Raw genomic sequence first — 12,397 nt, forward strand, 5'->3', positions numbered from 1 at the left:
CGGTTCCATCGAATCTGAAATCCCTTGCGTCCGAAGAACTGTGGTCTCGAGCCCTCGGTTCTTCGGACGTACCGTCGGATCCGCGCGGTTCAGACGGTGATCTCGCCGCGTTCGGCCTTGAGGGCGATGTCGGTGCGATGCTGGGAGCCCTTGATCCGGATCTGACCGACCGCGGCGTACGCGCGCTGCCGGGCCTCGGCGAGGTCCTTGCCGACCGCGCTCACCGCGAGCACCCGGCCGCCGGACGTGACCAGTTCGTCGTCCTGCATTGCTGTACCGGCGTGGAAGACCCGGACGTCGTCGTTCTCGGCCTGGTCGATCCCCGCGATCGGGTCGCCCTTGCGCGGGCTGGCCGGGTACTTCTTCGCGGCCACCACGACGGCCACCGACGACGCGTTCCGCCAGCTCAGGTCACCCTGGTCGGCGAGCTTGTCGGTCGCGGCGGCGTACAGCAGGCCGCCGAGCGGGGTCTTCAGCATCGGCAGCAGCGCCTGCGTCTCCGGGTCCCCGAAGCGGCAGTTGAACTCGATCACCCGGACACCGCGCGACGTCAGCGCGAGACCGGCGTACAGCAGGCCGCTGAACGGCGTACCGCGGTGCCGGAGCTCGTCGATCGTCGGCTGCAGCACCTTCTCGGTGATCTCGGCGACCAGGTCGTCCGGTGCCCACGGCAACGGTGTGTATGCGCCCATGCCGCCGGTGTTCGGGCCTTCGTCGTTGTCGCCGAGCCGCTTGAAGTCCTGCGCCGGCTGCATCGGCAGCACGGTCGTACCGTCGGTGATCGCGAACAGCGACACCTCCGGACCGTCGAGGTACTCCTCGATCAGCACCTGGTCGCAATCCGCCGCATGCTGGAGTGCTTCCTCGCGGTCCGACGTCACGACGACACCCTTGCCCGCGGCGAGCCCGTCGTCCTTCACGACGTACGGCGGCCCGAAGGCGTCGATCGCGGTCGCGGCCTCCTCGGGCGTGGTGCACACGTACGCTCGCCCGGTCGGCACGCTCGCGCACGCCATCACGTCCTTCGCGAACGCCTTCGACCCCTCGATCTGCGCGGCCTCCCGGGACGGCCCGAACACCGCGATCCCCGCATCCCGCAACGGATCCGCAAGCCCCGCCACCAGCGGCGCCTCAGGCCCCACGACGACCAGGTCGGCCTCCAGCTCACGAGCCAGCGCGACCACCGCGTCGTGGTCCTCGACGTCCACGGCCCGGCACCCGACCGTCTGCCCGTCGTACACCGGCCGCAGCGCAGCAATCCCCGGATTCCCCGGAGCGGCCACTACCTGCGCAACCTCCGCATCCTGAGCCAACGCCCAGGCCAGAGCATGCTCACGCCCACCAGACCCGACAACCAAAACCTTCACGGGCGCTCAGCCTAGCGTGTCCGTCGGGACTGCTCAGTCAGAGGACGGCTGATCAGTCCCCCGACGAGTTGCTCGCTGGCGCTCGCGCGTGAAGGCTCACGCGGGCGCTCGCCCAATGGCCTGAAGCCCTTCTGCACAGAATCGGCAACGCGCCAGACACGGCGTATCACTGGGAGCGTGGGAGGCAGCACTTCTTGTACTTGCTCGCCGATCCGCACCAGCAAGGGTCGTTCCGCCGGGGTGGCCAGCTGACCTCAGTGATGCCCGACCCCACAAGGTTGTCGCCGTAAGCCTGGACTGCGTCGCTGCCAATGTGCTCGCTCCCGTCCACCGTGGCGAACTCCGCAAGTCCGTCGGCCGAGCCGGGAACCACAGCCAAACGAACTGCCCCGTACTCTGCGCGCAGCCGGAGTTCCCGCTCCGTGGCTGCTCGATGCTCGTCCCAGGTCGCGCCCTGGTCGACAGCCAGTTCTGGCCAGCGACGGAGAGCTTCTTCGTACTCATGCCGTGGCAGGAACAGCAACGCAGGGCCGTGGTCGAGCGAGTCCTCCAGATTCTCCAGCAGCTCGTCCGCAAGCTCGTCGTGGTCATCGTGCGGAAGCCCCAGCTCGTGCCGCACGCCATGCCGGGCCTGAAGGAGTTCGAAGGCCACCATCGCGACGTCGTCGTAGGTCGGGTCCGAGGGACTGGACTCGAGTTCGCCGTGACGCCGGAGAACCTCGTCCAGGGCCTCGGTCAGCCATTCCTCAGCGATTTCCGCCAACCCATTGGATACCAGCACGTCGCCCACGAGCATCGCGGCATCGGAATCCTCGGCCAATCGTTCACGCAGAGCCGTGAGCTGCGTCATCGCATCCTCACCACGCCCGGCCAGGAACAGCGCGTCAGCACGAACTGCCGCCGGGTAGCACACGAACGTGCCTTCGGACCGCTCGTAGGCCTCGATTGCACGCTCCGCAAGCGCGATCGAGGTCTCCGCGTCGCCGGTGCCACTGGTGATCTCAGCCGCGACGGTCAGGGCATAGCCGATGTCGGCCTCGTCAGCCACCCTGCCGTGCTCCACGGCATCGACCAAGGAAGCCGCCAACGTGCCCGGCGTCTCGCTGTCGATCGCCTCCTCCGCGATGCGATCGATGTCTTCCGTCGACAGCAGTGCACTCATACGCACACTCAATCAGTAGTGCCAGTAGTAGCGAGCATCGGCGTTCCAGGTCAGGGGGACTGTGGTGCGGTTGGTGAACGACATGCCCAGGCCTCGGGCCAGTTCGAGGGTGCGGGTCAGTTGGAGGGAATACGGGTGTTGGTTGTCGTCCCACCATTGTTCGTACTGGGTGATGCAGGTTTGGTTCGAGAAGTACGGGTTGGAGCAAGGGTGGGGTGGGAGCCACTTCTGGAGGTGGCGGAAGTGGACTGTGGTGGAGTTGTTGGGGGGCTTGATGGTGCCGGTCGCGTCCAGGCAGTAGCCGGTTGTGGGGATGGTCCATTTCACGTAGTGCTGGCGGCCGTCGGCGGGTGGGATGGGCTGCATGCTGGTGCAGTTGGCGTCGCCTTGGGTTTCGGTGGTGACGCGTTGGATTTGGGTGAGCGGGCGGCCGGCGCCGTCGTTGTAGCCGTCGAGGAGGACCCAGTCGCCGTCGTGGATGAAGTGTTCGGCGGACTTCGGGGGCCAGGCTTTCGGGTCACCCCAGGAGATGTCGGACTCGGTGGCGGACAGTGGGGTCCAGGCCCATTGGCCGGCCGCGGTGCCGCCGGCGAAGTACTGGCCGGCGGACTTCTCGAACATCAGCGAGTACTGCTCGTACGTGTCGGCGGCCGGAGCTGGTGCCCCGGCGGCCGACACCAGGCCGATCACTAAAGCAAGCACTCTGATCACAGAGAGCTAGCTTACCCAAGCACCTCGCGCAGCTTGGCGGCGAACTCGACCGGCTTGCCGGGCTGGCCGTATTCGTTGCCGAGGAAACCGCCGTGGCCGCTCGGGAACACCTCCGGGGTCAGGCCGAGACGTTCCGCCACCGCCTTGCCGCCGCGCGCGGCCAGCTGGTTCGCGGACTCCTCGCCGATCCCGATGACAATCCGGTCCTTCGCCTTCGCCAATGCGTCGAAGTCCGGCTGGTACGACGTGCAGCCGCGGAGGTTCTGCCCGAGCAGCGCGTCGTCGCGCTTCCCGTCGTCCTCGGTCGGCAGGCCGAACATCGCCGGGTCCGGCGCGGGCTGCTGGGTGTAGTCGGCCGGGATCTCTCCGTCGTACGACACCAGAGTGATGAACTTCGCCATCCCGGGGCCCATGCCGTCGCGCTGGTACGTCTCGTACATGTCCTCGACCGCGGCGGTCGCGGCCTCGTGGTCCGGGAGGATCCCGGCGAGCGGCGGCTCGTGCGGGACCACCAGCCGGATCAGGTCGGGACGTGCGGCGGTCAGGGCCAGTGCGTTCACGGCACCGCCGCTGCTGGCGAACAGATCGACCGGGCCGACGTCCAGGTGGTCGATCAGCGCTGCGAGATCGGCGGCATGCTGCTCGGGTGAGAGCTCGGTCAGCTCGCCGTTGCGGACGCTCCGCTCGACGCCGCGCGGGTCGTACGTGACGACGGTCCGGTCCTCGAAGTGCGAGGCCAGCGTCGGGAATCCGCTCGCACCCATCGGCGAGCCGATGATCAGCAGCACCGGGCGGTTGGCGAGGTCACCGCGGACGTCGTACGTCAGCGTCGCTCCCGGTACGTCGAGTGTCTGGGTCACGGGCTCCGGCATCGCCATACTCCTAGCAGCTTCGGCCCACCCCCATTGGTCGACCTCGTGTTCGAGAGCCTAGACCGTCCCGATCACCCTCAACAGGAACCCGATCGGAACTTTCCACGCACTTTCTGCTTAGCTAAAGACATGACTGAGAAGCCAGAGATCGACTTTCCGGACGGGCCGCCGCCGGCGGATCTGGAGATCACCGACATCACCGAGGGTGCCGGCGCCGAGGCCAAGGCCGGATCCCGGGTGAACGTGCACTACGTGGGCGTCGCGCACTCCACCGGCGAGGAGTTCGACGCGTCGTACAACCGCGGCGCCCCGCTGGCGTTCCAGCTCGGCATCGGCCAGGTCATCCAGGGCTGGGACACCGGTGTCCAGGGCATGAAGGTCGGCGGCCGGCGCAAGCTGGTCATCCCGCCGCACCTGGGTTACGGCGACCGCGGCGCGGGCAGCGCGATCAAGCCCGGCGAGACCCTGATCTTCGTCGTGGACCTGATCAGCGTCAGCTGAACCAACGCAGACAGCCGGCGGTGACCACCAAGGTCACCGCCGGCTGATTCATGTCCGGTAGATGTCGACCGCCCGGCTGGTCGCCTACCCGATCAGCGGGACGGTGCTGCCGCTGGACTGGTGGGTGCGCGGCAAGCGCGCGTTTCCGTGGGCTGCGGATCTGCTGACGCAGGCTGCCATGGCCGCGAGACCCCGTACGCCGCGTACTGCCCGCGTCGACCCCCTCTACTTCCAACGTATAGCGGGCTTGGGGACTTGCCGCAAGCCCCGGTTCGTCTCGCAGAATTGGGTGTTGGTCGGCTGGCGAGAGGATTGGTCACGTGCGTTTTGTCTTGGCGAGCTGGGGATCGCGTGGGGACGTGGAGCCGTTGGCGGGGCTGGCGGTGGCGCTGCAGGAATTGGGGGCTGAGGCAACAGTCTGTGCACCGCCGGAGGGCGACTTCGAAGACCTGCTGGCGCGGGCCGGCGTACCGATGGAACCGCTCGGTCCCTCCGTGCGCTCGGTGGTCACAGCGCCGAAATCGACGTCAGGAGGGCATCCAGCGTTCGAGTTGGCACCGCGGCTGGTCGCAGCGCGGTTCGAGACGCTCGGGCGGCTCGCGCCCGGCTGTGACGCGATCGTGGCGACCGGTCTGATGCCGGCCGGTGCGCGGGACGTCGCCGACAAGTTCGGTATCGGCTACGTCCTCGCGGGGTTTCACCTGGGCGGGATCCCCTCGCAGCACTTCGCGCCGGGAGCACGACCTGGTACGCCGACACCGGAAGGTGTGACCGATCGGCGCGTGCAGTGGGAGTACGACGCTCGACGTGTGAACGAGCTGTACGGCCCGGCCCTCAACAGCCAGCGCGCCGCGATCGGGCTGCCGCCGGTCGAGAACGTCCGGGACTACGTATTCACCGAACACCCCTGGCTCGCCGCGGACCCGACGCTGTGCCCGTCGACGGGCATGACGGACCTCGAGGTCGTACAGACCGGTGCCTGGATCCTGCCCGACAACCGTCCGCTCCCGGACGACCTGCAAGCGTTCCTGGACGCCGGTGAGCCGCCGGTGTACGTAGGCTTCGGCAGCATGGCCGCGTACGCGCCGAAGGACATCGCCCGGACGGCAATCGAGGCTTCCCGGGCACACGGGCGCCGTGTGCTGCTCAGTCGCGGCTGGGCCGAGCTCGAAGCGGAAGACGGCACGGACTGCTTCGTTGTCGGCGAGGTCAACCAGCAGGCGCTGTTCCCGCAGGTGGCGGCGGTCGTGCACCATGGCGGCGCCGGTACGACGACCACAGCCGCGCGGGCCGGCGTACCGCAGGTCGTCGTACCGCTGATCGCCGACCAGCCGTACTGGGCGTCCCGCGTTGCCGCGCTGGGTATCGGCGCCGCAAACCAGGCACCGACCGTCGACTCGCTGTCGGCTGCGCTCGGCACTGCATTCGCAGCGAAAGCGCGAGCCCGCGAGGTGGGCGGGACGATCAGGACCGACGGCGCGACGGTGGCCGCCAAGCTCCTGATCGACAACGCTCAGTCGACCGGGCGATGAAGCGCGTCGAGCAGATGTGAGACGACGGCGGGCCACCGCGCAACACCGTCCACGCACGCTCGTCGACCCCGCGGACAACCGCCAGGACGGACCGGTGATACCCGAGCGCTGACAACATGCCCGCCACCATAACCGCCGCCACCGACCATTCCGTGACGTTTCAGGGACGTTCGTTTGCCCGCCCCAGCAACCACAGCAAGTAGGGCGCACCGACGAGCGCGGTCAGCGCGCCCACCGGGATCTCCACCGGTGGCAGCACCGTCCGGGCAGCCAGGTCGGCGGCCACGAGTACGACGGCCCCCGTCAGCGCGGATCCGAGCAGCGGGAGCTGCGGCGTACGGGTGACGCGGCGAGCGAGCTGTGGAGCGGTCAGGGCGATGAACCCGATCGGCCCAGCGGCGCCTGTGGCGGTCGCTGCGAGGACTACTCCGAGTACGGTCACGGCGAGCCGGTTGCGCTGCACGCGGACGCCCAGGCCTGCTGCCGTGTCGTCGTCGAGTCCTAGCGGACGCACTGCCCGGCCTGCCCAGATCAGTGCAGGTAAACAGAGCACCAGCACGACTGCTAGCGGTACAGCCTGCTCCCAGCCGCGGCCGTTGAGACTTCCGGTCAGCCAGAGCTTGAGCTGCTCAGCAGCCTCCAGTTGGCTGTCAGCGAGGTAGAGCTGCACCACGGCCGACAGTGCGACGCCAATGCCTACTCCGATCAGCACGAACCGGTTGGCGTGCATCCCGCGCCGCCAAGCGAGCAGGTACACGATGGTCGCTGCCACCAGACCGCCCGCGACCGAAACGAACGGCAACGCTGCCGGGGACGAGGCCGCGCCGGCGGTAAGTGCGAGCACGGTCGCGGCGGCCGCGCCGTGGCCGACGCCGATCACGTCCGGGCTGGCCAGCGGGTTGCGGGTCACCGTCTGGATCAGTGCACCGGCAACACCAAGCGCCCCGCCGACCAGCGCACCAAGAACGACCCGCGGGACCCGCAACTGGTTGACGACGAGGTCGTACTGCCCGCTGCCGCTGCGGATGGTCCGCCACACCTCACCAGGTGTGAGGACCGTCTGACCGACACAGGCCGCAACAGCCATGACGGCCAGCAGCAGCAGGACAAGAACACCAGCAACAACAGCCGACCGCCGATGCAGCAGGAGCGAGAGCTGTGGCCGCGGCCGGAGTACGACGGTCCCAGCAGGTAGACCGGTCACGCGCCGGCCACCTTCCGGCGTACGAGGAACACCAACACCGGTACTCCGACCAGAGCGGTCATAACACCCGCCGGGACTTCTGCCGGAGCCCGCACGACCCGCCCAGCGACATCAGCGACCGGTAAGAGAGCAGCACCGAGCAGTGCCGACAGCGGGAGCACCCGACGATGGCCGCTCGGCACGAGACGCCGGGCCAGGTGAGGTACGGCGAGCCCGACGAAAGCGATCGGCCCGGCCGCAGCCACCGCGGCAGCCGTCAGCAGCGTCGCCCCGAGTGCAGCACACCCTCGTACCAGCTGCACCCGGTGGCCGAGCGCCCGCGCAGTGTCGTCGCCCAGTTCGAGAGCGTCGAGGCCGGGCGCGCATACCAGCACCAGCACCGCTCCCACCACCAGGAACGGCAGCATCCGCACCACGGTCCCGGTGTCGCGCCCGCTCAACGACCCCACCTGCCAGAAGCGGAACTGGTCGAGAGTGGCGGAGCTGGATGTCAGTACGACGGTCGTCGCCCCGGCCGCCATCGCTGACAACGCCGTACCGGCAAGAGCGAGCTTCACCGGCGAAGCGCCGCCTCGGCCGCGTAACGAGATCGCGTACACCAGGCAGGCAGCGACGACAGCGCCGGCGAAGGCGAACCATACGTAGCCGCTGAAGCCACTCGCCAGCCCGAACGCGATCGCGAACACCACCCCCGCGGCCGCACCCTGGCTCAGCCCGAGGATGCCGGGATCGGCGAGCGGATTACGTGTCACCGCCTGCAGTACTGCTCCAGCCAGCCCCAGGGCGGCGCCAGCTGTCAGCCCGACCTCTGTCCGCGGTAGCCGCAACGTCCTGACGACCAACGCGTCCCGGGTGTCCCCGCCGTGGAACAGAGCGTCGATGACAGCAGGCAGCGGCACCGCGCGGGTCCCGACAGCCAGGCTGAGTACTGCGACTGCGGCTACCAGCGCGAGCGCGGCCACCAGCCAGGCGCGGGACCTCACGCGCCGAGGTGCTCGGCGAGCTGCTGTACGACGAGACGCGCGGCGGCCGGGCCTGCGTTCAGATACCAGGGGTCGTCGTCGACCTTGATCGCGTGGCCGGCCTTGACCGCCTTCAGCGACTGCCACAACGGACCGGCAAGAACGCTCGCCGCTTCGGTCTTCCCCGGGTCACCTTGCACCGAGTAGAAGATCCAGTCGCCGTCCGCGATGTCGATGCTCTCCGACCCGACATCTTCCGAGATCGCCCGGAACCGCTGCGACTCGGGGCGCCCGAGCCCCATGTCGACGGCGATCGACCCGGTGAACGACGAGACGCCGAACATCCGGGTCCGGTCGGGCGTGAACCGCACCATCGACACCGTCGTACCGCTCAGGCCCTTGCCCCGCGTGGCGGCGTCGGCGGCGATCCCGTCGACCAGTCGCTGCGCCGCCTGCCCCTTGCCGACCGCGGCGCCGACGAGCAGCAGGTCGCGCTTCCAATTGATGCCGTTGCCGGCCGTCACCACGGTCGGCGCGATCTTCGCCAGCTTCGGGTAGAGGTCGCCGAGCGAGTTGTTCACGAGGATCAGGTCGGGCTTGGCCCTGGCCAGCGTCTCCAGGTTGGGCGCCTGCCGCGTGCCGGCGTCGGTCATCGCGGCGAGCTTCGCCTTGTACTGCGGGAAGGCGGTGATCAGGTACGTCGGGGTCAGCCCGGCGTTGGTGGCGCGGGTAGTCGCGGTCGGGACGATGCCCAGCGACAGCAGGTCGTCGAGCTGGCCGGTGCTCAGTACGGCGACCCGGGCCGGCGCGGCCTTGATCGTCGTATTGCCCTTGAAGTGCTTGACGGTCCGCGGGAACACGCCGTCCTGCGCGACCTCGGACCCCATGCCGTCCGCCAGCGCACTGGGCGCGGCGGTCGGCCCGCTGTCGGATCCCTTGGACGCACCCATCACGGGATTGCGAGTCTCGCCGGAGGCCGACGAACATCCGGCCAGCAACCCGCCGACGAGAACCAGACAAACCACAGCCTTCACGGCAACTCCACGAGAGGTCATCGTTCGGTGGGGCGGCAGACGCCGTTCGCCGCCGCGGATGCGGCCAGCGCCTGTGCGGCAGTGCCCTTGACGGTGTCCTGGCGGGTCGTGTGGCGGCCGATCGGGACCACCATCGGCGTACCGGCGACAGGGTCGGGGACCACCTTGACGGCCAGGCCGAACACGTCCTGGACGACCTCCTCGGTGATCACCTCCGACGGGTTGCCCTCGGCAACGATCGCGCCGTCCTTCATCGCGATCAGGTGGTCGCCGAACCGGCATGCCTGGTTGAGGTCGTGCAGCACCAGCACGATCGTCCGGTCGTCGGACTTGTTCAGGTCGACGAGCAGATCCAGTACGTCGAACTGATGCGTCAGGTCCAGGAACGTGGTCGGCTCGTCCAGCAGCAGGATGCCGGTCTCCTGCGCGAGCGCCATCGCGATCCACACCCGCTGCCGCTGACCGCCGGACAGCTCGTCGATCGGCCGGTCCGCGATCGACAGCACGTCGGTCGCGGTCATCGCGGCCGCGACCGCCTCGTCGTCGGCGCGGGACCACTGCCGGATCCACCGCGTCCGCGGGTACCGCCCGCGACCGACCAGGTCGGCGACCGTGATCCCCTCCGGCGCGGTCGGCGACTGCGGCAGCAGCCCGAGCTTGGTCGCCACCGCACGCGTCGGGATCTGCTGGATGCTCTTCCCGTCCAGCAGTACTGAACCGCGCGACGGCTTCAGCAACCGCGCCAGCGTCTTCAGCAGCGTCGACTTGCCGCACGCGTTGGCGCCGACGATGACCGTGATCTTCCCGGTCGGGATCCGCACCGACAGGTCGTGGATGATCTCCCGCTGGTCGTATCCGACCGCAAGGCCGTCGGCGGCCAGGCTGTGTTCCACGGACTTCTCCTCCATCTCAGCCACCACTCCCGACCCGGTTGGCCCGGGCCAGCAGGAACATCAGGTACGGCGCACCCACCACGCCGGTGACCACACCGACCGGCAGCTGGGTGTCTCCGAACGCGTGCTGCGCGACCAGGTCCGACACCGACACCACCAGCGCCCCGAGCAGACCGGACGTGATCATCGCCGGCCCGGGCGACCGGGTCAGCCGGCGCGCGATCGGCGGCGCCACGAAGGCCACGAACCCGATCGGCCCGGCCGCCGCCGTCGCCACCGCGGCGAGCAGTACGGCGATCACGATCAGCCCGAGCCGCGACGCCTCGACCCGCAACCCCAGCCCGTACGCCGTCTCGTCGCCGAGCTGCAGGATCCGTAACTGCTGGGCCAGGAACACCATGCACGGCACCAGGACGACGAACGTGATCGCCAGCGACCGCACGTTCTCCCAGTCCCGCCCGTTCAGGCTCCCGGTCAGCCAGACCAGCGCCTGCTGCGCGATCTCCACCCGGGCCTTGGTCAGCAGGTACGACGTGATGCTGGTCGCGATCGCGCCGAGGCCGATCCCGATCAGGATCAGCCGGTAGCTCGACACCCCGTGCCGCCAGGCGAGCACGTACATCAGGAACGCGGTCAGTACCGCGCCGAGGATCGCGAGCGCGGACACCGCGACCCCGGTCAGCCCGAGCGTGACGATCGCGAACACGGCGAACGCGCTGGCGCCGTACGTGACGCCGATGATGTCGGGGCTGGCCAGTGGGTTCCGGGCGATGTTCTGGAAGATCGCCCCGGACAGCCCGAGCGCCGCACCGACCAGCAGGCCGGTCAGTGCCCTGGGCAACCGAAGCTTGTTCACGATGAACTCGGTCGCGTGGTCGCCGCCGCCGAACAGCGTCTTCACCACGTCGACCACCGGGATCTTGAAATCCCCGAGCGACAGCGAGACGCAGAAGACCGCGAACATCACGACGGCGAGTACGCCGATGACAACCAGTGAACGAGTCTGCCGAACAACCCGCGCCCGGGCAACGACCTGTACCGCCTCAGCCCTCACAGGTCGGCCAGCTTTCGGCGGCGTACCAGGACGATGAAGAACGGTGCACCGAGGACCGCTGTCACGATGCCGACCTGCAGCTCGCCCGGCAGCGCGACGACGCGGCCGATCACGTCCGACCCGAGCAACAGGATCGGCGCCAGCAGAGCGGAGTACGGCAGGATCCACCGGTAGTCGGGGCCGGTCACCAGCCGCGCGACGTGCGGGATGGTCAGCCCGACGAACCCGATCGGCCCGGCCGCCGCGGTCGCCGCACCGGCGAGCAGTACGACGACGACCGCGACGAACGCGCGGGCCAGTCCGACCCGCTGACCGAGCGACTTCGCCACGTCGTCCCCCAGCGACAACGCGTTCAGCACCCGCCCACAGAACAACGCCAGCACGATCCCGATCAGGATGAACGGCGCCACCTGCTTCGCGATGTCCGGACCGCGGCCGGCGAACGACCCCACCGACCAGAACCGGAACTGGTCGAACGTGTCGACGTCCCCGATCAGCAACGCCGTCGTCAGCGACCCGAGCATCGCGGTCAGCGCCGCACCGGCGAGCGCAAGCTTGACCGGCGTCGCACCCTCCCGGCCCATCGAGCCGAGCAGGTAGACGGCGACCGACGCCGCGGCCGCGCCGACGAAGGCGAGCCAGACGTACGACGTCAGCGACGTCATCCCGAACCAGTAGATGCCGCCGACAACGAACAGCGCGGCACCACCGTTCACCCCGAGGATGCCCGGATCGGCCAGCGGGTTCCTGGTCACGCCCTGCATCAGCGCACCGGACAACCCGAGCGCGGCGCCGACCAGCAGACCGATCAGGGTCCGCGGTACGCGCAGCGACCGGACGATCACCTGATCGGTGTTCGACTCGTTGTAGTGGCGCAGGGCATCGATCACCGTGGACAGCGGAATCTGCTTGGAGCCGATCGCGATGCTGAGCAGACAGACCAGCACCAGCAGGACCGCGCAGCCGAGCAGGCCGGCGACCAGAGTGGTCCGCCGGGTCCGCCGCGGGCGCGACGGGGCAGCGGTCTCCGGGCCGGATTCGGCCGTGGCAGTGGGCGGGGGCATTGGACTTCGGGATCCTCTTAGGTAAGGCTAACCTCTAGACG

Annotated in this window: 12 protein-coding genes; 2 read left to right on the forward strand and 10 right to left on the reverse strand. The window is 69.0% G+C overall.

Annotation, left to right across the window (positions count from 1 at the left end; translation table 11 throughout):
• Positions 1–89: 89 nt before the first annotated feature.
• The 4 genes from purD to JOF29_RS21925 all read right to left on the reverse strand — a co-directional run bounded on the left by purD (position 90) and on the right by JOF29_RS21925 (position 4,112).
• Positions 90–1,367, reverse strand: coding sequence for a phosphoribosylamine--glycine ligase (gene purD / locus JOF29_RS21910; protein WP_209696363.1), 1,278 nt, complete (start codon positions 1,365–1,367; stop codon positions 90–92).
• A gap of 166 nt (positions 1,368–1,533) precedes the next feature.
• Complete coding sequence (locus JOF29_RS21915; RefSeq protein WP_209696364.1) at positions 1,534–2,529, reverse strand: SEC-C domain-containing protein; 996 nt, start codon at positions 2,527–2,529, stop codon at positions 1,534–1,536.
• Positions 2,530–2,541: 12 nt separating this feature from the next.
• Complete coding sequence (locus JOF29_RS21920) at positions 2,542–3,231, reverse strand: hypothetical protein (protein WP_307863590.1); 690 nt, start codon at positions 3,229–3,231, stop codon at positions 2,542–2,544.
• Between the two features lie 20 nt (positions 3,232–3,251).
• The gene (locus JOF29_RS21925) at positions 3,252–4,112 is read right to left on the reverse strand and encodes an alpha/beta fold hydrolase (RefSeq protein ID WP_209696366.1); all 861 of its coding nucleotides are present in this window, start codon (positions 4,110–4,112) and stop codon (positions 3,252–3,254) included.
• Between the two features lie 129 nt (positions 4,113–4,241).
• Between JOF29_RS21925 and JOF29_RS21930 the strand changes: the two genes are divergently transcribed.
• Positions 4,242–4,613 (forward strand): FKBP-type peptidyl-prolyl cis-trans isomerase, encoded by a 372-nt coding sequence (locus tag JOF29_RS21930; RefSeq protein WP_209696367.1) that lies wholly within the window; start codon positions 4,242–4,244, stop codon positions 4,611–4,613.
• Positions 4,614–4,933: 320 nt separating this feature from the next.
• A complete protein-coding gene (locus JOF29_RS44665) occupies positions 4,934–6,145 on the forward strand; it encodes a glycosyltransferase (protein WP_307863591.1) in 1,212 nt (403 codons plus the stop codon).
• A gap of 160 nt (positions 6,146–6,305) precedes the next feature.
• Here JOF29_RS44665 and JOF29_RS21940 read toward each other — a convergent pair whose 3' ends face one another.
• The 6 genes from JOF29_RS21940 to JOF29_RS21965 are packed head-to-tail and all read right to left on the reverse strand — an operon-like array spanning position 6,306 to position 12,356.
• Positions 6,306–7,349 carry a FecCD family ABC transporter permease gene (locus JOF29_RS21940; RefSeq protein WP_209696368.1) on the reverse strand — a complete coding sequence of 348 codons (1,044 nt, stop codon included), beginning with the start codon at positions 7,347–7,349 and terminating at the stop codon, positions 6,306–6,308.
• Positions 7,346–8,332: a FecCD family ABC transporter permease gene (locus JOF29_RS21945; RefSeq protein ID WP_307863592.1), complete on the reverse strand. Its 987-nt coding sequence runs from the start codon at positions 8,330–8,332 to the stop codon at positions 7,346–7,348. Before JOF29_RS21945 ends, JOF29_RS21940 begins: the two co-directional genes overlap by 4 nt.
• On the reverse strand, positions 8,329–9,345 hold the full coding sequence (locus JOF29_RS21950; RefSeq protein WP_209696369.1) for an ABC transporter substrate-binding protein: 1,017 nt from the start codon (positions 9,343–9,345) through the stop codon (positions 8,329–8,331). Before JOF29_RS21950 ends, JOF29_RS21945 begins: the two co-directional genes overlap by 4 nt.
• 17 nt (positions 9,346–9,362) lie before the next feature.
• The gene (locus JOF29_RS21955; protein WP_209696370.1) at positions 9,363–10,253 is read right to left on the reverse strand and encodes an ABC transporter ATP-binding protein; all 891 of its coding nucleotides are present in this window, start codon (positions 10,251–10,253) and stop codon (positions 9,363–9,365) included.
• Position 10,254: 1 nt separating this feature from the next.
• Positions 10,255–11,292 (reverse strand): FecCD family ABC transporter permease, encoded by a 1,038-nt coding sequence (locus JOF29_RS21960; protein ID WP_209696371.1) that lies wholly within the window; start codon positions 11,290–11,292, stop codon positions 10,255–10,257.
• Complete coding sequence (locus tag JOF29_RS21965) at positions 11,289–12,356, reverse strand: FecCD family ABC transporter permease (RefSeq protein WP_209696372.1); 1,068 nt, start codon at positions 12,354–12,356, stop codon at positions 11,289–11,291. Before JOF29_RS21965 ends, JOF29_RS21960 begins: the two co-directional genes overlap by 4 nt.
• Between the last annotated feature and the right edge of the window lie 41 nt (positions 12,357–12,397).

It is taken from the genome of Kribbella aluminosa (assembly GCF_017876295.1).
GTDB lineage: Bacteria > Actinomycetota > Actinomycetes > Propionibacteriales > Kribbellaceae > Kribbella > Kribbella aluminosa.